A 19,939-nucleotide genomic window follows, 5' to 3' on the forward strand; every position below is an offset into this window, starting at 1 on the left:
TAGGACTGCGAATAGTGCGTTGCGAGCACCCAATCGCGCACCCCATCTGGCATAGTTGCCGACCCGATTGCTGCATTGCGTTCCCCCATGTCGCCGAAGAAGACCTCGTTTCCCAAGCAGGACATCCGCGTACTGTTGCTGGAAGGCATCAGCCCGACCGCGGTGGATGTGTTCCGCGCCGCCGGTTACTCGCAGATCGAATTGCACGCCAAGTCGTTGCCGGAAGACGAGTTGATCGCCCGCATCGCCGACGCGCATATCGTTGGCATCCGCTCGCGCACGCAGCTGAGCGCCGAGGTGCTGGCGCACGCCAAGCGCCTGATCGCGGTGGGCTGCTTCTGCATCGGCACCAATCAGGTGGACCTGGAGGCGGCGGAGCTGGCCGGCATTCCGGTGTTCAACGCGCCCTACTCCAATACCCGCAGCGTAGCCGAGCTGGTGATCGCCGAGGCGATCCTGCTGCTGCGTGGCATTCCGCAGAAAAACGCCGAATGCCATCGCGGCGGCTGGTCCAAGTCAGCCGCCGGCAGCCACGAAACGCGCGGCAAGGTGCTGGGCATCGTCGGCTACGGGCATATCGGCACCCAGGTCGGGGTGCTGGCCGAATCGTTAGGGATGCAGGTGATCTTCCACGACATCGAAACCAAGTTGTCGCTGGGTAATGCACGTGCGGCCATCGACCTGGACGACCTGCTGGCGCGTTCGGACGTGGTCACCTTGCACGTGCCGGAAACCCCGTCGACCAAGGACATGATCGGCGCGACCGAAATCGCCCGCATGAAGCCTGGCGCGCACCTGATCAACGCCTCGCGCGGCACCGTCATCGACATCGACGCGCTGGATGCGGCGCTCAGCTCCGGCCAGATCGGCGGCGCGGCGGTGGACGTGTTTCCGATCGAGCCCAAGGGCAATGGCGATGCGTTCGAATCGCCATTGACCGCACACGACAACGTGATCCTGACCCCGCACGTGGGCGGCAGCACGCTGGAAGCGCAGGACAATATCGGCATCGAGGTCGCCGCCAAGCTGGTGCGCTACAGCGATAACGGCAGCACCTTGTCGGCAGTGAATTTCCCCGAAGTGACGCTGCCGGAGCACCCCGACAGCCTGCGACTGCTGCACATCCACCGCAACGTGCCGGGCGTGCTGTCCAAGATCAACGAGCTGTTCTCGCGCCACAACGTCAACATCGACGGCCAGTTCCTGCGTACCGACGCCAAGGTCGGCTACGTGGTAATCGATGTCAGCGCCAGCGAGGCGCAGGCCACCGCGTTGAAGGAAGGCCTGGCGTTGATCGAAGGCACCTTGCGGACTCGGGTCTTGTATTGATCTGTTGTTGCACGAGCGCCCTCATCCGGCGCTTTGCGCCACCTTCTCCCGCAAGCGGGAGAAGACAGTGCAGGTCATCGGCCTCCCGCTTGCGGGAGGAGAAAATGCAGGTCGTCGATCTCCCGCTTGCGGCAGGAGAAAAATGCAGGTCGTCGATCTCCCGCTTGCGGGAGGAGAAAATGCAGGTCTTCGGCCTCCCGCTTGCGGGAAGAGAAAAATGCAGGTCGTCGATCTCCCGCTTGCTCCCTTCTCCCGCTTGCGGGAGAAGGTGCCCGCAGGGCGGATGAGGGCGCATACCCTCAACACCCATCACACGCCTCGGGCCATCCACTTCTCGGCCATGCGCCGCAGCGACAGATCCAGCTCCGGTTCTGCAAGTAGCTCGACGATCAGGCGCCAGGCTAGGGCCAGCGATTCCTCGCTGACCTGGAAGTCTTCGTCAGCGCCGGCCACCACCACATAGCGCGCATCGTAGTGCCAGTGGCCTGCCACCTCGCCGCGTGCCGGGATCCAGTGACGGTCCAGATCGAATAGGTCTGCATCCGCCAGCCTCAGGCCAGGCAAACCGGATTCTTCTTCCGCTTCGCGGAGCCCAACCTGCGCCAAGTCGCGGTCGCCATCGGCGTGCCCGCCCAGTTGCAGCCAGCGCTGCAACTTGCGGTGATGGGTCAGCAGCGTGCGGCTGCCGTCGGCGCTGACGACCCAGGCCGAGCCGGTGAAATGACCTTCGACACGCTCGCGCACGAATGGATCGGTGGCATCGTCCAGCAGCTGCACGAACTGGTCGGCCACGTCGGCCTCGTCCGGCCAGCGCGTGCGGTAGGCAGCCAGTTGCTGCCGCAGGGTTGCATCCACCATCTGTTGTTCTCGGTCGCCCGTGGGCCAGGCGGCCATTATCGCCATTCATGCTGCGTACGCGCTTGTCGTGAGCGTGTAGCTTTGGCAAGGTAGGCCGCTTGCCTGTCCCTTCGGGACGCGGCGCACACCTTCGCCCAGGCGCCAGCGCCTTGGCTTTGCCACTTAGGGATGTACCGAATGCTGAAGTCTCTGTTGAGGGTCAAACCGATCGAGCCCGCTGGACATGTGGATGCGGGCGAACCGGTGGAAGGCAGCCTGCAGGGCGAAGCCACGCTGCAACGGACCCTCACCGCCAAGCATCTGATCATGCTGGGCATCGGCGCAGTGATCGGCGCCGGCATTTTCGTGCTGACCGGCCAGGCCGCGGCCAACCATGCCGGCCCGGCGGTGATGCTGTCCTTCGTCTTTGCCGGCATCGCCTGCGCCTTCGCCGGCCTGTGCTACGCCGAATTCGCCGCGATGATGCCGGTCTCCGGCAGCGCCTATTCGTATTCATACGCCACGCTCGGCGAAGGCATCGCCTGGTTCATCGGCTGGTGCCTGGTGCTGGAATATCTGTTTGCCGGCTCCAGCGTCGCGGTCGGTTGGTCCGCCTACCTGATCAGCTTCCTGACCGGCACGCTCGGGCTGCCGTTCCCGGCAGAACTGGCAGGCGCGCCACTGGCCTGGGACGGACACGGCTTCGTCAGCTCCGGCAACATCATCAACCTGCCGGCGGTGCTGATCGTCGCTGCAGTGAGCATGCTGTGCTATGTCGGCGTCACCCAATCGGCGTTCGCCAATGCGATCGTGGTGGCGATCAAGGTGGTGGTGATCTGCCTGTTCGTCGGCTTCGGCATCGCCTATATCGACCCGGCCAACTGGCACCCCTTCATCCCGGAAAACACCGGCCCGGGCCAGTTCGGCTGGGACGGGGTGTTCCGCGCGGCGTCCATCGTGTTCTTCTCGTATATCGGGTTCGACGCGGTTTCAACCTCGGCCGGCGAAACCAAGGATCCGCAGAAGAACATGCCGATCGGCATCCTGGTGTCGCTGGCGATCTGCACGGTGATCTACATCATCGTCTGCGCAGTGCTGACCGGGCTGCTGCCCTACACCCAGCTGGGCACCGCCAAGCCGGTGGCGACCGCGCTGGAAGCGCACCCGCAACTGAGCTGGCTCAAGACCGCGGTGGAGATCGGCGCGATCGCCGGCCTGTCCTCGGTGGTGCTGGTGATGTTGATGGCGCAGCCGCGCATCTTCTACACCATGGCCAAGGACGGGTTGATGCCCAAGCTGTTCGGCAAGGTGCACCCGAAGTTCCACACACCCTACGTCGGCACCATCTTCGTCGGTGTGGTCGCGGCGCTGCTGGCCGGAGTCATCCCGCTGAACGTGCTGGGCGAACTGGTGTCGATGGGCACCCTGCTCGCCTTCGCCACCGTCTGCGCCGGCGTCATGGTGCTGCGCTTCACCAAGCCCGAGCTGCCGCGCCCGTTCCGGGTACCGTTGGCGATGGTGATCTGCCCGCTGGGCGCACTGGCCTGCCTGTTCCTGTTCTTCCAGGCCTTCCAGGAACACTGGAAGGTGTTCGTGGGCTGGACCGTGATCGGCCTGTGCATTTATTTCGGCTACGGCATCCACCATAGCCGTCTGGCCCGCAAGGCCTGACCCTCTCAAGACCGGCGTTCGCGCCGGTCTTCTCGTTCAACGATCGCGCGCAGCGCCAAGCCGGAACCGCTTCATGCTCAAACAACTCTGGGCCACCAAACACCCGCACGCCAGCCATGAGGCGGCCGACGGGCTGGGCCTGCAACGCGCGCTTGGCCCCTGGGGGCTGACCGCCCTGGGCATCGGCGCGGTGATCGGCGGCGGCATCTTCGTGATTACCGGCCAAGCCGCGGCCGACCATGCCGGCCCGGCGATCGTGCTGTCGTTCGTGCTCGCGGCGATCTGCTGCGCGTTCTGCGCGATGGCCTACGCCGAGTTCGCCGCGATGGTGCCGGTGTCCGGCAGCGCCTATACCTATACCTACGCCACCTTCGGCGAACTGGCGGCCTGGTTCATCGGCTGGATGCTGGTGCTGGAATACGGCGTGTCGGCCTCGGCGGTGGCGGTCAGCTGGACCGGCTATTTCCTCAGTCTGCTGGAACACTTCAACATCCATCTCCCTGCCGCCCTGGTCAGTGCGCCGCTGGACGGCAAGCTGCAGCGTACCGGTGCAATCGCCAACCTGCCCGCCGCCGGCATCGTGTTGTTGCTGACCTGGCTGTGCTATGTCGGCATCCGCAAGTCGTCGGCGATGAACATGGCGATGGTGATCCTCAAGACCGGGCTGATCATCCTGGTCATTGCGGCCGGCTGGAAGTATGTGGACCCGGCCAACTGGCATCCCTTCATCCCCGCCAACGAAGCACCGGGCAAGTACGGCATGGAAGGCGTGCTGCGTGGCGCGGCGATGGTGTTCTTCGCCTACATCGGCTTCGAGGCGGTCTCGGTGGCGGCGCAGGAATCGCACCGGCCGCAGCGCGATCTGCCGATCGGCATGATGCTGTCGCTGGTGATCTGTACCGTGCTGTACATCGCCATGGCCGCGGTGATGACGGGCCTGGTCCCCTACACCCTGCTGGGCACCGACGAGCCGGTGGTGACGGCGGTGGCCGCGCATCCGCAGCTGGCCTGGCTGCGCGTGGTGGTGGAAGTGGGCGCGTTGATCGGGTTGTCGTCGGTAGTGCTGGTGATGATCATCGGCCAGCCGCGCATCTTCATGATCATCGCCCGCGACGGTCTGCTGCCATCGATCTTCACCCGCATCCACCCCAAGTACCGCACGCCGCATATCAATACCGTCATCACCGGTGTGGGCATCGCACTCCTGGCCGCCGTCTTCCCGCTGGATGTGCTGGGCGAGCTGACCTCGATGGGCACGCTGATCGCCTTCGCCGCCGTCTGCGCCGGCGTGATGATCCTGCGTTACACCCATCCGGAACTGCCGCGTCCGTTCCGCATTCCGTTCGCCTGGCCGATCTGCATCGCCGGTGTGCTGAGCTGCCTTGCCTTGCTGTCGGCAATGACCCTGCACAACTGGATGCTGATGGGGGTGTGGACGCTGGTCGGGCTGGTGGTCTATTTCGGCTACGGCTATCGCCACAGCCGCCTGCGCGACGGTCGCTGAGCAAACGCACGAGCCATCCGTGGCTGACGCAAAGATCGCGCATTGGCGCATGGTAGTGCAGATGACCCCGATCTTCGTTGCAGAGCGGCTGATCTGGCGCTTGGCTTGAGAGTGCTGATCTGCCCGTTTGCTTGAAGTGCTGATCTGTCGCTTGAATGCAGGGCCCTTGCCCGCCCACCGTCTCGGGATACGCCGTGAATCCATCCATGGAGGCTCTTATGCGGCATCCATGCCGCGTAAGGTCCCACGAAGATGGGCGGGCAAGGACCACTCAAGATGGTCGGTGTACTGGGTAACAGCAGGCTCGGTGCCCTGCTGTTCCGACAGGCGCGCCTGCCTAACGCCAGCCGATCAACGAACATGCTTTTCAGCAAGCCACCGACCAGCAGTCTGACTCGGTGTCCTCGCCGATTGCGGGACCGTTGGCGGCATGGATGCCTCCACCGAGCCCCCATTGACGGATTCACGGCATGTCCAGCAAGCGGTGAGAGCGCCGCGCCCCCGACCCACTCAGCATTTGACTTTGGCTTCCAACTGCACCCAACCAGAGACGGCTTGCAACACCACCGCGCTCGCTGCCGGACGCGCGCTCGCCACATTCTGTCAGCCACGCGTGATCCGAGCGTGGCAGGAACACACCCTGCTACGCTGCACCTGACCGTAATCCAGCGGGGCAGTAGAATAGGTGCATGAATGCGACCACTGCCCCCCTGCCTTATAGCGCCGCCCGTCTGCACGAGTTGGCGCAGTTGCTGATCGGCAATATCCGCGAGCTGGCCCAGGCCGGCTGGACGCCCGCCACCAGCAGCAATTTTTCCCATCGCCTGGACGAGCAGCACGCTGCGATCACCGTCTCCGGACGCGACAAGGGCCGCCTGGTCGAAGAAGACATCATGGTGGTGGACTTCGATGGCCAGGCGGTTGGCCGCCCGCTGCGCCCGTCTGCCGAAACCTTGCTGCACACCCAGCTGTATCGCCGGTTTCCGGAGATCGGTTGCGTGCTGCATACCCACTCGCCGGTACAGACGATTGCGTCCCGCCTGTATGCAGGCAGCGGCGTGATCCGCCTGGAAGGCTACGAACTGCTCAAGGCCTTCGAAGGCAATACCACCCACGAAACCGCGGTGGACGTGCCGGTGTTCGCTAACACCCAGGACATGCAGGTGCTCGCCGCGCAAGTGGAGGCCTTGCTGGACAAACAGAGCATGTGGGGGTATCTCATCGAAGGACACGGCCTGTACGCCTGGGGCCGCAACATGGCCGAGGCACGCCGCCATCTGGAGGCATTCGAATTCCTGCTGCACTGCGAACTCGAACTGCTGAAATTGCGCGGCCCGCGCTAAGTTCTGCCCGTCCCCCTTCGTGAGCCAGACCGCCATGAGCCGACTGCGTATCTTCGCCGACACCAACCCCACCACCCCGGACTTCGACAGCCGCGACGGCGATGCGATTGCAACCGAGCTGAAGAAGATCGGCGTGACCTTCGAGCGCTGGCACGCCAGCCAGCCGGTCGAACCCGGCGCCACGCCCGAGCAGGTGATGGACGCCTACCGCGCCGACATCGACCGCATCAGCGCCGAGCGCGGCTTCAAGACCGTGGACGTGGTCAGCATCGCCCCTGACAACCCCAAGCGCGAGGAAATGCGCGCCAAGTTCCTGGATGAGCACTTCCACAAGGAAGACGAAGTACGCTTCTTTGTCGCCGGCTCGGGCCTGTTTACCCTGCACGTGCAGGACAAGGTCTACGAGATCGAGTGCGTCAAGGACGACCTGATTGCCGTGCCCGACAGTACCCTGCACTGGTTCGACATGGGGCCGGAACCGCATTTTGTGGCGATCCGCTTCTTCACCGAGCCGGATGGCTGGGTCGGCCACTTCACCGGTACCGAAATCGCCAAACAATTCCCCCGCTACGCCCCCGAGAAACCTCACAAGGCCAGCTGACGATGACACGACCGCAAGCGATCCTCACCGATATCGAAGGTACGACCAGCAGCATCTCGTTCGTCAAGGACGTGCTGTTTCCGTATGCACGTCGTGCCATGCCCGCCTATGTGCGCGAGCACGGCAATCACCCGCAGGTGCGTCACTGGCTCAATCAGGTGGCCGACGAGATCGGCGAGGACGTGCCGGACGAGGTTTTGATCACCACGCTGCAGACCTGGATCGACGAGGACCGCAAGCACACCGCGCTCAAGGCCCTGCAAGGGCTGATCTGGGGCGATGGTTACAAGACCGCCGACTTCACCGCGCACATCTATGCCGATGCGGCGATCCAGCTGCAGGCCTGGCATGCGCAGGGTATCCCGCTGTATGTGTATTCGTCCGGCTCGGTGCCGGCGCAGAAGTTGTTCTTCGCCCATAGCGATGCGGGCGATCTGAGCGGGCTGGTCACCGACTGGTTCGATACCGAAGTCGGCCCCAAGCGCGAGGCCGCCAGCTACCGCCGCATCGCCGAACGCATCGGCGTACCTGCCACCGAGATCCTGTTCCTGTCGGACGTGATCGAGGAGCTGGATGCGGCCAAGCGTACCGGCATGCGGACCGCCCTGCTGGATCGCCGCGAGGACTACCCCACGCCGCGTTCTGCAGACGACATCGGCAGCCACCAGCGCGTGGAGAGTTTTTCGCAGCTGGTGTTCTGAACACCGCCTGGTAATGGAGCACACCCGGCTGCGCGCACCGCAGCCGGATGTGCAGCCGGGCCCATTGTCCGAGGTTTTGCGGGTTTTCCTGAGGTCGGTCCCGGCAGGCGCGGTGTTTGTGCAAGAGTGATGCGCAGCCTGCATCGCCACTGCGGATTGCGGAGCGCTGCCGCCATTGATCTGTGTCTGCCGTGTGTGGAGGTCACGCCATCGCTGCAGCGACGCTGCCTTGCGATCAATGCGGGTCGCCTGCCAGACAAGCTGGACCGGTGATCGATGACTGCCCGCAAGATGTCCTCACGCCGCGGCCAAGCAGGCAAGGAGCAGGAAGCAGGAAGATTGCTGGACGGCACCGCATGCGCCCTGCGCATACAGGCGGACAACCGCCGCCTACGTTGTTGTCGTCGTACCGCAGAATGCTGTTGACCACGCCGACCGCGCGCACTCTCCAGATTCTGCGTCCATCCGTCTTCGAGAGGCATCGGTGTTGTTCCTATCGCCCCACCCCACCTCGCCAATGCCAGCTGTAATCCGCCGCATGCTGGTGCTGCTGGTCATGGCCGTGCTGCTGGCCGGATGCCACCCGGATGCAGGCGCAGCCTTGCCGGCACCGGCCGCACAACAAACCGCCGAGGCCGACCCGGTCGATCAGGCCGCACTGATCAAGGCGCTGTCTGCGTTGCAGCCGCAGCGCCCTGGTGTGACCGATCTCTACGTGGTCGGATTTGCCGGCGATGCCAGCGACGATGTATTCCGCAACGAAACGCTCTACCTCAAGCAGTTGTTCGAGCAACGCTTCGATGCGCGCGGCCGCGTGGTCACCCTGGTCAACAACCCCGACAATCTGGGCGAGCAACCGTACGCGCCACTGGCGACCTACGACAATCTCTACGACACGCTCGCTGCGGTCGGCAAACGCATGGATCGCAAGGAAGACGCGCTGTTGTTGTTCGTCACCACCCACGGCACCGAAGACCACGCCCTGTATGTGCAGGTGGACGAGAACGAAGAAGACTTCATCAGCCCGCAGGATTTACGCAAGGCCCTGGACGATGCCGGGATCGACCACCGCATCATCGTGTTGTCGGCCTGCTATTCCGGCGGCTTCATCCCTGCACTGCGCTCGCCGGACACGCTGATCCTGACCGCGGCGCGCGCCGACCGCCCCTCGTTTGGCTGCGGCAATACCTCCAACGCCACCTATTTTGGCCAGGCCTGGCTGATCGATGCGATGAACCAGACCGACGATCCGCTGGCGGCCTTTACCATGGCCAAGGCAGCGATCACGGCGCGGGAAACGCAGGACGGCGAGCTTCCCTCGTTGCCGCAGCAATCGCTCGGCAAGCGCATGGCGCCGGTGTTGGCCCGCTGGCGGGCGGGGCTGACGCCGGGGCCGGCGGTCGCGTATCCCTATCCGCCGGTCGAGAACGCGGCCGATGCCGATCCGGACGACAGCCGCGACGGGGCTCCCGAATCCGAACCCGAATCTGGCGCCGACAGGCCAACCGCACCCAAGACTGCAGCGCCCGGCGCCCGCTCATCTGCCACGCACCCACCGTGACACGCTGAGACTAATTCTCATTTCGTCAGCGCGTACGCGGCCTCGCTACACTCGCCGGGCCAGCCAGCATCACGCCAGCCAGCACCGATCCCGCCAGCGCGCCATCGCCTGCCAGCCCGGATCCTCAAAACGCCTCCCTCGTGGAGGCGTTTGCGTTTCGGGCATCCCCTGCGTTTTGAGCATTACGCGATGCGGCCCGCTCCGTTCAAAGCAGCTGGCAACAACGGCTACGCAGCCGCCAGGCAGCGCGGCCGGGGCGCGGAATCGGCATGAACCCCTGTGACACTCCGGATCTGAGCGCGGCTTGCATCTGCACCTGACGAGTGCTCGCTACGTTTGGCTAGCCACGCTCAAGGGTCGGCACGCTGCAGGCGATACACGGTGCGCGCACTGTACTGACCGGTCGGCAGGCTCGCGCGGACCTCGACGGTGTGCTCCCCCGCCGCGAGCTTGGTGGGCAACGCACCGCGCCATAGATGGGTGGACGGCGTGGCCTCGGGCGAGCGGTCGTAACCGCGCAACGCGTCAGCGGCATCGTCGCGCACGTTCTCGGCCAGCAGGCGCGGGTCCGGGCGCTCCTGCCGCTTCATGGGCTGCCACGCGCCGTTGTCGATACGCATCTCCACCGTGGTGTTGTCCTGGCCCATGAACACATTGGCGTAGACGCCCCAGGCCGGATACGCGCCCTGCCGCAACACCTTGGGTGCATGCAACGCCAGTTGTGCATCGTCGGCCGCCCGCGCCGCGTGGTAAGCCAGCGTGTAGTCGCCACCGGGCGCGACCTTCAGCACGGCATAGCCATTGGGCGTGCCGTCGCTCATGGTCGTATCGGGAATGCCGTCGGCATCCTTCACGCCCGACCAGAACGCACCGCAGGCGGCACCCACGTTGTACTCGTGCAGCGGCTGCGCACCGGCCCAGCCCTCGTCGGCGCCGTGTTCCACCTGCCGTTGCGTGTGGCTGTGCGCGCTCAGCACCAGCACATGCGGAAACTCCTTGAGCAAGGCGAACAGCCGGCGACGATCCGCATGCCGGAAGGTCTCCTGCCCGGGTGCGGCATCGAACAACGGGATGTGCATGCCCAGCACCACCAGCCGCTCGCGCGGCAACTGCGCCAGATAGGCCTGCAGGAATACGAACTGGTCCTCGCGCAGGCCGCCGACATAGTCCGGCTCGCTGCCCGGCATGTAGATCACATCGTCCAGAAACACGAAGCTGGCATTGGCCTGTTCCACCGCATAGGTGTCCGGGCCGTAGACGGCGCGCCAGCTATCCAGTGAATGCAGATCGTCGCCGGCGTCGACATTGAGGTCGTGGTTGCCCGGCACATGGAACCAGGGCACCCCGAGCTGGGTAGTGACGGCATTCAACGCCGGATACAGGCTCAAATCGTCGCTGACGATATCGCCGAGTGTGGTTCCCAGCCGTGCCGGTATCTTGCCAACGATGGGCGCAACGATATCGCGGCGGTAATAGTCCACGTCGGTGAGCGTGGCGGTCTGGCTGTCGGCAAAGACCAGCATCTCAAAGCCACCGTCTTGCGCGGCGACGCGCGGCGTCAGCGCGAAATTCCAGTTGCGGGTGCTGCTGCCGGTGGCGGCAATGCCGCGATACTTGCGCGTGGGCGAGCCCGAGCCTTTGGGCGCGTAGTGGCGCCAGAACCCGGGCAGGCCATCGGCATTGGGAACGAAGTTGCGGTCGCCCGGCTTGATCACAAAGACCGTCTGCCCCTCGCGCACCGGCAGCCGGTAGTGCCCCTGCGCATCGGTGCGCACCAGCTGCTGGCCATTGGAGACGATCACATCGGCAAGCCCGGGCTCATCACGGCCCCGCCCCGGCGCGCCATCGCGCTCTTCGAATACCACGCCTTCGACAACGACATCGCGCGCATGCGCACTGCCTGCGAGCAGGCCTAGGGCCAGGAGGGCGAGACGAAGCGGCATGGAAGTTCCTGCGATGACCAGCGGCAATTGTAGCGGGGCTGGGTCGGCTTACCGCAATGCCGGGCTGGCGATTGCAGCCTTCCGCTATGTGCAACGCGGTGTGTCGGGGCCCGGTTGCGCAGGAGTGCGCCTGCGCGTGCTGAGGGTGTATCGGTAAAGCCTGTCGCGCTCGGGCGCGCTCCTACGGGGTGCGCTGCATGCGAGGTGCTACGTGAGCCTTGATTCCGGCAGCGCTAACGCATCGCCCCACAGTCGAGGTGCACGCGTGCAGCAGGACGGTCAGTAGGTAACGCGGATTGGCCGCGATGAGCGACCAGGCGACGCCCCGCGCATGAAGGCGCCTGCGTGTACTGACACGTTATTGGTAACGCCGGGCGCGCTCTTGCAGTGCCTAGTGCATGGGATGCGATTATGTGTGCCGCGATTCCAGCAGCGCCACCGCATCGCCCAGTCCCAGGCCGCGCGCGCGCAGCAGCACGATCAGGTGATACAGCAGGTCGGCCGACTCGCCGAGCAGCTCGGCATCGCCCTGCACCACCCCGGCCAGCGCGGTTTCCACGCCCTCCTCGCCCACCTTCTGCGCGATGCGGCGAATGCCCTGCTCAAACAGTGAGGTGGTGTAGCTGCCGTGCGGACGCTCCTGCTCGCGAGTGGCGATCAGGGCATCCAGGCTGCCCAGGAACTGGCCAGGCGCACTCGGGAAACAGCTGGTGCGGCCCAGATGGCAGGTGGGCCCGTGCGGGCGCGCCAGCACCAGCAGCGTGTCGGCGTCGCAGTCGGCCTCGATGGAAACCGCGCGCAGCACGTTGCCCGAGCTCTCGCCCTTGGTCCACAGGCGCTGCTTGCTGCGGCTGAAGAAGGTGACCTCGCCGCGCTGCTGCGTGACAGCCAGGGCTTCGGAGTTCATGTAACCCAGCATCAACACGCGCAGGTTGTCGGCGTCCTGCACGACCACCGGCAGCAGGCCGTCGCCCTTGCTCCAGTCCAGCGCTTGCAGCGCATCGTCGGTTGCCACGGTGTCACTGCCCATCACGTACCTCGATCTGTTGCGCCCGCAAAAATTGCTTGAGTTCGGGAATCGGAATCGCGCCGCTATGGAACACGCTGGCGGCCAGCGCGCCATCCACGTCGGCCTGGTCGAACACATCGGCAAAGTGCTGCATCTCGCCGGCACCGCCGGAGGCGATCAACGGCACCCGGCACAACGCACGCACCTGACGCAGTTGTGCGATGTCGTAACCGCGCCGCACCCCATCATTGTCCATGCAGTTGAGCACGATCTCGCCAGCGCCCAGGCGCTGCGCTTCGGCCACCCAGTCCAGCGTGCGCATCGGCAGCGCCTGGGTCTTGCTGGGGTCGCCGGTGTAGCGACGCACCCGCCACTGGCCGTCTTCTTCGCGAATGGAATCGATGCCGACCACCACGCACTGCACGCCGAAGGCGTCGGCCAGTTCGGAGATCAGTTGCGGGCGGCCCAGCGCCGGAGAATTGATTGAAATCTTGTCGGCACCGGCATGCAGCACCGCACGCGCGGTGTCGACATCCCGAATGCCGCCGGCCACACAGAACGGGATATCGATCAGCCGCGCCACCCGCTCCACCCAGGTGTAATCGACCGAACGCCCTTCCGGGCTGGCACCGATGTCGTAGAACACCAGCTCATCGGCGCCTTGCTCCCGGTAACGCAGCGCCAGTTCGACGATGTCGCCCATGTCGATGTGGTCGCGGAACTTGACGCCCTTGACCACGCGGCCATCGCGCACGTCCAGGCACGGAATGATGCGCCGGCTCAGCATGCCAATGCCTCGTTGAGATTCAGGTGACCTTCGAGCAAGGCCTTGCCCAGCACGATGCCGGCGCAGCCCGATGCCTTGGCCGCAGCCACATCGGCAAGATTGCGCGCGCCGCCGGAGACCTGCACCTGCAACTGCGGCGCAAGCGCACGCAGATGCGCGTACAACGCCATGTTCGGCCCGGACAGCATGCCGTCGCGCGCGATGTCGGTGCACAGCAGGTGCTGCAGGCCGGCCTGCGCATAACGCACCGCCAGTTGATCCAGGGTGGCCTCGGCCGCCTCGGTCCAGCCATGCACCGGCAATTGCCACACACCGGCGGCATCCTGGCGCGTGTCCAGCGCAATGGTCAGCCGCTGGGCGCCAAATTCCTGCAACCAGGCGATCACGGTGTCGGCCTCGCGCACCGCCAATGAGCCGATCACCACACGCGCCGCACCTGCGTCGAGGATGCGCGCCACGTCGTCGCGCGAACGGACGCCGCCGCCGGTCTGCACCTGCAAGCCGGTGGCCCGCGCGATCTCGCCCAGCGTGCCGGCCAAGGTATAGCCGCCAGCCTTGGCCGCATCCAGATCCACCAGATGCATCCACTGTGCGCCGGCATCGGCAAACGCCTGCGCACGCGGCACGACATCGTCGCCATACTGGGTTTCTCGCGCGTAATCGCCCTGCAACAAGCGCACCACGCGCCCGTTGCGGATATCCAGCGCCGGGTAGACAGTAAAACTCATGGAAAGCTCATCTCGAGAAAATTGCGCAGGATGCGTGCACCGGTATCTGCCGAACGCTCGGGGTGGAACTGCGCGCCGCAGCGCAGCCCCTGCTGCACCACGGCAGTGAACAGACCGCCGTGATCGCAGGCGGCCACGGTATCGGCGGTCACCGGCGCCGCGTAGCCATGCACGAAATACGCACTGGCGCGCTCCGGCAGGCCGGCCAGCAGCGCGGACTCGCGCAGCGGCAGCAGCTGATTCCAGCCCATGTGCGGCACGCGGATGCCCAGCGCCGGCGTCATGTGGCGCACGATGCCCGGCAGCAACCCAAGGCAGTCGACATCGCCTTCTTCGGAGTGTTCGAACAGCAACTGCATCCCTAGGCAGATGCCGATCAAGGGCACCTGCAGCTGCTGCAATGGTTCGACCAGGCCTTGCGCACGCAGGCGTGACATCGCCTCCGGCGCCGCACCGACGCCCGGCAGGATCACCCGCTGCGCGCCCTGCAACCCCGCTGCATCGCGCACCACCCGTGCGTCCACGCCCAGCCGCTCCAGCGCATAACGCACCGAGCCCAGATTGGCGCCACCGGCATCGATCAGCGCAACGGCGGTCATAGCGCGCCCTTGGTGGACGGCAAGGCGGTGCCTTCGCGGCGGATCGCCTGGCGCAGCGCACGTGCCAACGCCTTGAAGCAGGCTTCCACCTTGTGGTGGTCGTTGTCGCCACGCACGCTCAGATGCAGGTTCAATCCGGACGCATCGCAGATCGAGCGAAAGAAATGCGGCACCAGTTCGGTGGGCATGTCGCCTACCCGCTCGCGCTTGAAGTCACCTTCGAACACGAAGTACGGCCGGCCACTGAAATCGAGTGCGGCGCTGGCGATGGTTTCGTCCATCGGCAGGGTAAAGCCATGGTGTGCGCCCTCGCCTGCGGCCAGCCATGGGCTTTCCGGCGGATCGAAACCATACCGGCCGATGCCGCGCTTGTTGCCCAGCGCTTCGCGCAGCGCCTGACCCAGCGCCAGGCCGGTGTCTTCGATGGTGTGGTGCTCATCGATGTGCAGATCACCGTCGGCACGGATGTCCAGCGCAAATCCACCGTGCTTGCCGATCTGTTCCAGCATGTGATCGAAAAACGGCAGACCGGTGGCGGTATGCGGCTCAGCCACGCGATCCAGGTCCAGCTCGACGCGAATCCTGGTTTCCTTGGTGGTGCGCTGGACCAGCGCACGCCTCGGCGTATCGGCCAGTTCGTGCGCGATGCCGGGCCAGTCCCACTCGCCACCGAATTCGGCAGTGCGCAACTGGAAACCACGGATGTTGAGGTTCTGCGCGAACTGGATATCGGTGAGGCGGTCGCCCACCATTGCCGAGCGCGCCCAGTCGATGTTGCGGTCCTGCAGGTACGGCACCATCAAGCCGACGCCGGGCTTGCGCGTGGGCGCATTGTCGGCCGGCCAGCTGCAGTCGATCAGCACTTCGCGGAACGCGATGCCCTGGCTGGCGAAGATCTGCAGCATCAGGTTATTGGGGCCGTCGAAGGCAGAACGCGGATAGCTCTCGCTGCCCAGCCCATCCTGATTGCTGACGATGACGAACTGGTAGCCGGCATCGCGCAGCTTGAGCATCGCCGGGATGACGTTGTCGACGAAGCGCAGCTTTTCATACGCGTCGATCTGGTAATCGGCCGGCTCGGTGATCAGCGTGCCATCGCGGTCGACGAAAAGAATCGGGGTCATGCGGCCTCCTGCTTGCGCTGCAGCGCGCCAAGCACGCGTTGGTTCTGTTCGGCCGTACCCAGCGTGATGCGCAATGCATCGGACAGGCGCGGCACCGCGCGTTGATCGCGCACCACTACCCCGGCCTCCAGCAGGGCCTGGAACGCGGCTTCTGCGTCGTCGAAGCGCACCAGCAGGAAATTGCCCTGCGATGCATAGACCCGGCGCACGCCAGGCAGTTGCGCCAAGGCGAGACGAACGCGCTCGCGCTCGCTGCGCACTTCGGCAATGCGCCGGCGGGTGACTTCCAGCGCCGGCGCGGATAGCGCCTGCACTGCCATCGCCGCGCACGGCGTGGGAACCGGGTACGGCGCCTGGCAGCGACGCAGCAGCGCGATCAATTGCGCGTTGGCAATCAGGCTGCCGATGCGCGCGGCCGCCAGCGCGTGTGCCTTGGACAAGGTGCGCAGCACGGCCAGGTTGTCGTAGCGCTCCAGCAGGCCGATCGCCGATGGCACATCGGAAAATTCGCCATAGGCTTCATCCACCACCACCAGCGCCTTGCCTTGCAGTGCCTGCAAAGCGGTTTCCACATCCTGTAGCGCGATCGCCGAACCGGCCGGGTTGGACGGCGAACACAGGAACACCAGCTTGGCCTTCGTCGCCAGCGCGGCTTCCACGATGGCCGGAATATCGGCATGAAAGCCGTCGCCGCCATCGACCAACGGCACCTCGACCAGCGGCGCATTCTGCAAGCGCGCGCACACCGCATACATGCCGAACACCGGCGGGGTGACCACCACCGCATCGCGCTCGGGCACGCACAGGCCACGCACCAGCAGATCGATCGCTTCGTCGCTGCCACGGCCGATCAACAACTGTTCCGGCGCACAGCCATACAGCGCCGCCAAGGCACTGCGCAGCGCGCCTGGTTGCGGGTCGGGATAGCGGCGCATGCTGCCCTGCGGGTCGGCAGGATTGCCCCAGGCCGACTCGTTGGCGTTGAGCCAGACATCGCCCTGCAAGGCGCTGGTACGGGCCGACGAATAGCCGGCAAACGCACGCAAGTCCTCGCGTACCAGTTCAAGAATCGAGGATGTGCTCATGCCGCCACTCCCATTCGTAACGCCACCGCATTGACATGCGCATCCAGGCCTTCGGCGCGCGCCAGAATCAGCGCGCACTCGCCGATGCCGGCGATACCGGCCTTGCTCGCGGACTGCACGCTCACCATGTTCTGGAAACTTGCAACGCTCACGCCGCTATACGCACGCGCCGCGCCGCTGGTCGGCAAGACGTGGTTGGTGCCGCTGCAGTAATCGCCCAGTGCTTCGGGTGTGTAGTCGCCCAAAAATACCGAGCCGGCCGCCTCGACCTGGCCCAGCCATGCACGTGGCTCGCGCAGCGCAAGAATCAGATGTTCCGGTGCGTAACGGTTACTGATGGCAAACGCCTCGTCCAGCGACTGCACCTTGATCAGCCGTGACTGCGCCAGCGCCTGGCGGGCGATCTCCGCACGCGACAGCTGTGCCAGTTGCGCATCCAACTCCACTTGCACGGCGGCAATCAACGCATCGCTATCGGACAGCAGCAACACCTGCGAATCGGGGCCGTGCTCTGCCTGCGATAAAAGGTCGGCGGCCACGAACGCCGGCTGCGCGCCGGCATCGGCAATCACCAGCACTTCCGACGGACCGGCCGGCATGTCGATCGCCGCCGCACCCGACTGCGCCACCTGCTGCTTGGCTTCGGTGACATAGCTATTGCCCGGCCCGAACAACTTGTCGCAGCTCGGCACCGATTCGGTGCCATGGGCCATCGCGGCAATCGCCTGCGCACCGCCGAGCTTGAACACCCGGCGCACGCCGGTCAGCTGCGCGGCCACCAGCACCGCCGGGTCCACGCTGCCGTCCTTGCGCGGCGGCGTGCACAGCACGACCTCGCGGCAACCGGCCAGACGCGCGGGAACGCCGAGCATCAACGCAGTCGACGGCAACGGTGCGCTACCGGCCGGTACATACAGCCCCACCCGGCCAATCGGCCGCACGATCTTTTCGCAAACCACACCTGGCGCGGTTTCCACCGCATAGCCATCGCTCATGCCGGCGCGGTGGAAGGTGTCGATGCGCGCGACGGCGTCCTGCATCGCCTGACGCAGCTCCGGCGCCACCGCGGCGTCGGCGGCGGCGAATTCGGCCTCGCTCACTGCAAAGTAATCCAGCGACACGCCATCGAAACGCGAGGTGATCTCGCGCAAGGCGGCATCGCCGCGTGCACGCACATCGTCAATCAATGCAGCCACGGCGTCGCGTGTCTGCGTGGCCACGGTCTGCACCGGCCGGGTCAATGCCTGCGTCCGTGCAGCAGCGTCCAGGTCCGACCAATCGAGAATATTCATGCCAGCGAGCGCTCCACCGTCAACACCATCAGACCTTGCGCACCTGCGCGTTCGAGTTCTTCCAAGCGTTGCCAGGTCACCGCGCCATGACACATGGTCTGCAGGCGCAACGCGCCGTTGCCATCGTCGGGCAGTTGCACCAGCGGCTCGGCATCGGGCAGCAGACGGCGCAGCGCATCCACGTTGCCGTGTTCGGCGCGGAACATCAGCAGCTTGCTGTCGCGCAGCTTGAGCACGCCATCCATGCGCCGCAGCAGCATCGCCAGCAACGCCGCGCGCGCATCGGCCGGCTCGCGCACGGCGCCGGCCAGCACGGCTTCGCTTTCCATCACCAGCTCCACCGGCTTGAGCTGGTTGGCCGCCAGGGTGGCGCCGCTGGAGACCAGATCGCAGATCAGATCGGCGGTGCCCAGGCGCGGGGCGATTTCCACTGAACCAGACAACTCCACCACCGCCGCATCGATCCCCTGCCGCTCCAGCCAGTCAGCCAGGATCGCCGGGTAGCTGGTGGCGATGCGCTTGCCCGCCAACTGCGCCACGCCCTGCCAGTCCCATTCTTCCGGCACCGCCAGCATCAATCGGCATTGGCCGAAACCGACCCCGCGCACGGCGTGATAGGCGGCCGGCAAGCCAGCGCGACGACGCGCCGATGCCTGCTCGTCCAGCTCGTTCTGCCCCACGATGCCCAGGTCGCAAACGCCATCGGCGATCAGGCCCGGGATGTCGTCGTCGCGCACCAGCAACAGGTCCACCGGCAGCGATTCGCCGTAGCAGAATAATTTGTCGCGGCTCTGCCGCCAGCTCAGCCCACAGGCGGCCAGCAGGCTGCGCGCCGGCTCGGCCAGGCGACCGTTTTTCTGGATGGCAATACGCAACCGGTCACGTGCCGGTGCTGCCGTGGAAGCACTCATCTTGTTCTCTCAGTGGGATTCGACAGGGCGCGCGGCTTGCTCGCGCAGGGCCGCGGCATAACCGCCGGCGCCGTGTTCCAGGGTGCGCGCAACGCGCCCGATGGTGGTCACGCTGACCTGGGTCAGCTCGTGGATCTCGCGGTACGGCACGCCCTTGATCAACAGAGGCACCACCCGCCAGCGGTCGGCCATGGCTTCGAGCTCGGCCGGAGTGCACAGATCGCGCAGGAAGGCCTCCACTGCACCGGGCGCATGCAGGCAGGCCAAGGCCTCGGACAGCATCTGCAGCGAAGCGGCAACATCGGTGGGTTCGCGGGGGGCAGGTCGTTGTTTCATTGCGTTAATGTAATAGCGTGTTAGTACATTAACGCAAATGGTGCCACTTGTCACCTGGTCGGGCGGCGACGTCAGGACAGCTCGGTTGGCGTCTAGTCATGCGGCTTTGCGCTCGCCTGCTCTCGCCTCGCTGCACGGAGAACCGAACAAGACCTTTTCCCCGCCTGCGGGGGGAAGGTGCCCGAAGGGCGGATGGGGACGAGGTCCAGTGCAGCACTGTCCACTGTTTCAAGTGCAGATTGCGCGCCTTGCAAATCGCAAAGCAGCAACATCGTCTGGGTGAGCATTGCGCCCATGCCTCTCGGCTGAGCTGGAGGAAAGCCTCAGAGCCACCCTCATCCGGCGCTGCGCGCCACCTTCTCCCGTTGACGGGAGAAGGGAGCAAAACAAGGCGTTTCGGGCGCGGAGGACAGCTGCCCCCCTTATCTCTTGGCGATCTGCCAGATTAGGAGTCGAGAGGCGGCGTGGTCGACCGATAACCCCTTGGTCTTGCCGACCGCGGGAGAGCCAGCTCGCCACGCCGCAATCTCCTGGCAAACGCCCGAACAGTTGCTCGAGTAGGCGCTCGTAACGATAAG

At 65.4% G+C, this 19,939-nt stretch carries 18 protein-coding genes; 7 read left to right on the forward strand and 11 right to left on the reverse strand.

Annotated features, from left to right (window positions below):
- Positions 1-87: 87 nt before the first annotated feature.
- A complete protein-coding gene (gene serA / locus A7D17_RS09190; RefSeq protein ID WP_064508788.1) occupies positions 88-1,329 on the forward strand; it encodes a phosphoglycerate dehydrogenase in 1,242 nt (413 codons plus the stop codon).
- Positions 1,330-1,638: 309 nt separating this feature from the next.
- On the opposite strand, the gene A7D17_RS09195 is transcribed toward serA, so the two are convergent.
- A complete protein-coding gene (locus A7D17_RS09195) occupies positions 1,639-2,223 on the reverse strand; it encodes an NUDIX hydrolase (RefSeq protein ID WP_064508789.1) in 585 nt (194 codons plus the stop codon).
- A 141-nt stretch (positions 2,224-2,364) separates the two neighbouring features.
- On the opposite strand from A7D17_RS09195, the gene A7D17_RS09200 reads away from it, so the two are divergent.
- From A7D17_RS09200 to A7D17_RS09225, 6 genes are all read left to right on the forward strand, one after another.
- Complete coding sequence (locus tag A7D17_RS09200) at positions 2,365-3,837, forward strand: amino acid permease (protein WP_064508790.1); 1,473 nt, start codon at positions 2,365-2,367, stop codon at positions 3,835-3,837.
- Positions 3,838-3,910: 73 nt separating this feature from the next.
- On the forward strand, positions 3,911-5,341 hold the full coding sequence (locus A7D17_RS09205) for an amino acid permease (RefSeq protein WP_064508791.1): 1,431 nt from the start codon (positions 3,911-3,913) through the stop codon (positions 5,339-5,341).
- Between the two features lie 689 nt (positions 5,342-6,030).
- Positions 6,031-6,684, forward strand: coding sequence for a methylthioribulose 1-phosphate dehydratase (locus A7D17_RS09210; RefSeq protein WP_064508792.1), 654 nt, complete (start codon positions 6,031-6,033; stop codon positions 6,682-6,684).
- 34 nt (positions 6,685-6,718) lie between these two features.
- Positions 6,719-7,285: a 1,2-dihydroxy-3-keto-5-methylthiopentene dioxygenase gene (locus A7D17_RS09215; RefSeq protein WP_064508793.1), complete on the forward strand. Its 567-nt coding sequence runs from the start codon at positions 6,719-6,721 to the stop codon at positions 7,283-7,285.
- 2 nt (positions 7,286-7,287) lie between these two features.
- Positions 7,288-7,986: an acireductone synthase gene (gene mtnC / locus A7D17_RS09220; RefSeq protein WP_064508794.1), complete on the forward strand. Its 699-nt coding sequence runs from the start codon at positions 7,288-7,290 to the stop codon at positions 7,984-7,986.
- A 517-nt stretch (positions 7,987-8,503) separates the two neighbouring features.
- Positions 8,504-9,547 (forward strand): C13 family peptidase, encoded by a 1,044-nt coding sequence (locus A7D17_RS09225; protein WP_064508795.1) that lies wholly within the window; start codon positions 8,504-8,506, stop codon positions 9,545-9,547.
- A 350-nt stretch (positions 9,548-9,897) separates the two neighbouring features.
- On the opposite strand, the gene A7D17_RS09230 is transcribed toward A7D17_RS09225, so the two are convergent.
- From A7D17_RS09230 to A7D17_RS09275, 10 genes are all read right to left on the reverse strand, one after another.
- Entirely contained in the window at positions 9,898-11,490 is a 1,593-nt protein-coding gene (locus A7D17_RS09230; protein WP_064508796.1) for a calcineurin-like phosphoesterase C-terminal domain-containing protein, read from the reverse strand.
- Positions 11,491-11,899: 409 nt separating this feature from the next.
- Positions 11,900-12,520 carry a bifunctional phosphoribosyl-AMP cyclohydrolase/phosphoribosyl-ATP diphosphatase HisIE gene (gene hisIE / locus A7D17_RS09235; RefSeq protein ID WP_064508797.1) on the reverse strand — a complete coding sequence of 207 codons (621 nt, stop codon included), beginning with the start codon at positions 12,518-12,520 and terminating at the stop codon, positions 11,900-11,902.
- Complete coding sequence (hisF, locus tag A7D17_RS09240) at positions 12,510-13,286, reverse strand: imidazole glycerol phosphate synthase subunit HisF (RefSeq protein ID WP_064508798.1); 777 nt, start codon at positions 13,284-13,286, stop codon at positions 12,510-12,512. The genes hisIE and hisF overlap by 11 nt, the downstream gene beginning before the upstream one ends.
- On the reverse strand, positions 13,280-14,014 hold the full coding sequence (hisA, locus tag A7D17_RS09245; protein ID WP_064508799.1) for a 1-(5-phosphoribosyl)-5-[(5-phosphoribosylamino)methylideneamino]imidazole-4-carboxamide isomerase: 735 nt from the start codon (positions 14,012-14,014) through the stop codon (positions 13,280-13,282). Before hisA ends, hisF begins: the two co-directional genes overlap by 7 nt.
- Complete coding sequence (gene hisH / locus A7D17_RS09250; protein ID WP_064508800.1) at positions 14,011-14,613, reverse strand: imidazole glycerol phosphate synthase subunit HisH; 603 nt, start codon at positions 14,611-14,613, stop codon at positions 14,011-14,013. Before hisH ends, hisA begins: the two co-directional genes overlap by 4 nt.
- Entirely contained in the window at positions 14,610-15,737 is a 1,128-nt protein-coding gene (gene hisB / locus A7D17_RS09255) for a bifunctional histidinol-phosphatase/imidazoleglycerol-phosphate dehydratase HisB (RefSeq protein ID WP_064508801.1), read from the reverse strand. Before hisB ends, hisH begins: the two co-directional genes overlap by 4 nt.
- Complete coding sequence (gene hisC, locus A7D17_RS09260; RefSeq protein ID WP_064508802.1) at positions 15,734-16,822, reverse strand: histidinol-phosphate transaminase; 1,089 nt, start codon at positions 16,820-16,822, stop codon at positions 15,734-15,736. Before hisC ends, hisB begins: the two co-directional genes overlap by 4 nt.
- Positions 16,819-18,114: a histidinol dehydrogenase gene (gene hisD / locus A7D17_RS09265; protein WP_064508803.1), complete on the reverse strand. Its 1,296-nt coding sequence runs from the start codon at positions 18,112-18,114 to the stop codon at positions 16,819-16,821. Before hisD ends, hisC begins: the two co-directional genes overlap by 4 nt.
- Positions 18,111-19,025 (reverse strand): ATP phosphoribosyltransferase, encoded by a 915-nt coding sequence (hisG, locus tag A7D17_RS09270; protein ID WP_064508804.1) that lies wholly within the window; start codon positions 19,023-19,025, stop codon positions 18,111-18,113. The genes hisD and hisG overlap by 4 nt, the downstream gene beginning before the upstream one ends.
- A gap of 9 nt (positions 19,026-19,034) precedes the next feature.
- Positions 19,035-19,361, reverse strand: coding sequence for a YerC/YecD family TrpR-related protein (locus tag A7D17_RS09275; protein WP_064508805.1), 327 nt, complete (start codon positions 19,359-19,361; stop codon positions 19,035-19,037).
- Between the last annotated feature and the right edge of the window lie 578 nt (positions 19,362-19,939).

The sequence above is a fragment of the Xanthomonas floridensis genome (assembly GCF_001642575.1).
Taxonomy (GTDB): domain Bacteria; phylum Pseudomonadota; class Gammaproteobacteria; order Xanthomonadales; family Xanthomonadaceae; genus Xanthomonas; species Xanthomonas floridensis.

Bases quoted from the DNA above. Each gene is read 5' to 3' on its own strand.
- A7D17_RS09195 (WP_064508789.1), bottom strand. From the start codon at position 2,223: ATGGCCGCCTGGCCCACGGGCGACCGAGAACAACAGATGGTGGATGCA.
- hisIE (WP_064508797.1), bottom strand. From the start codon at position 12,520: ATGGGCAGTGACACCGTGGCAACCGACGATGCGCTGCAAGCGCTGGAC.
- A7D17_RS09225 (WP_064508795.1), top strand. From the start codon at position 8,504: ATGCCAGCTGTAATCCGCCGCATGCTGGTGCTGCTGGTCATGGCCGTG.
- serA (WP_064508788.1), top strand. From the start codon at position 88: ATGTCGCCGAAGAAGACCTCGTTTCCCAAGCAGGACATCCGCGTACTG.
- mtnC (WP_064508794.1), top strand. From the start codon at position 7,288: ATGACACGACCGCAAGCGATCCTCACCGATATCGAAGGTACGACCAGC.
- hisC (WP_064508802.1), bottom strand. From the start codon at position 16,822: ATGAGCACATCCTCGATTCTTGAACTGGTACGCGAGGACTTGCGTGCG.
- A7D17_RS09230 (WP_064508796.1), bottom strand. From the start codon at position 11,490: ATGCCGCTTCGTCTCGCCCTCCTGGCCCTAGGCCTGCTCGCAGGCAGT.
- hisB (WP_064508801.1), bottom strand. From the start codon at position 15,737: ATGACCCCGATTCTTTTCGTCGACCGCGATGGCACGCTGATCACCGAG.
- hisA (WP_064508799.1), bottom strand. From the start codon at position 14,014: ATGAGTTTTACTGTCTACCCGGCGCTGGATATCCGCAACGGGCGCGTG.
- A7D17_RS09205 (WP_064508791.1), top strand. From the start codon at position 3,911: ATGCTCAAACAACTCTGGGCCACCAAACACCCGCACGCCAGCCATGAG.
- A7D17_RS09210 (WP_064508792.1), top strand. From the start codon at position 6,031: ATGAATGCGACCACTGCCCCCCTGCCTTATAGCGCCGCCCGTCTGCAC.
- hisF (WP_064508798.1), bottom strand. From the start codon at position 13,286: ATGCTGAGCCGGCGCATCATTCCGTGCCTGGACGTGCGCGATGGCCGC.
- hisD (WP_064508803.1), bottom strand. From the start codon at position 18,114: ATGAATATTCTCGATTGGTCGGACCTGGACGCTGCTGCACGGACGCAG.
- A7D17_RS09215 (WP_064508793.1), top strand. From the start codon at position 6,719: ATGAGCCGACTGCGTATCTTCGCCGACACCAACCCCACCACCCCGGAC.
- hisH (WP_064508800.1), bottom strand. From the start codon at position 14,613: ATGACCGCCGTTGCGCTGATCGATGCCGGTGGCGCCAATCTGGGCTCG.
- hisG (WP_064508804.1), bottom strand. From the start codon at position 19,025: ATGAGTGCTTCCACGGCAGCACCGGCACGTGACCGGTTGCGTATTGCC.
- A7D17_RS09275 (WP_064508805.1), bottom strand. From the start codon at position 19,361: ATGAAACAACGACCTGCCCCCCGCGAACCCACCGATGTTGCCGCTTCG.
- A7D17_RS09200 (WP_064508790.1), top strand. From the start codon at position 2,365: ATGCTGAAGTCTCTGTTGAGGGTCAAACCGATCGAGCCCGCTGGACAT.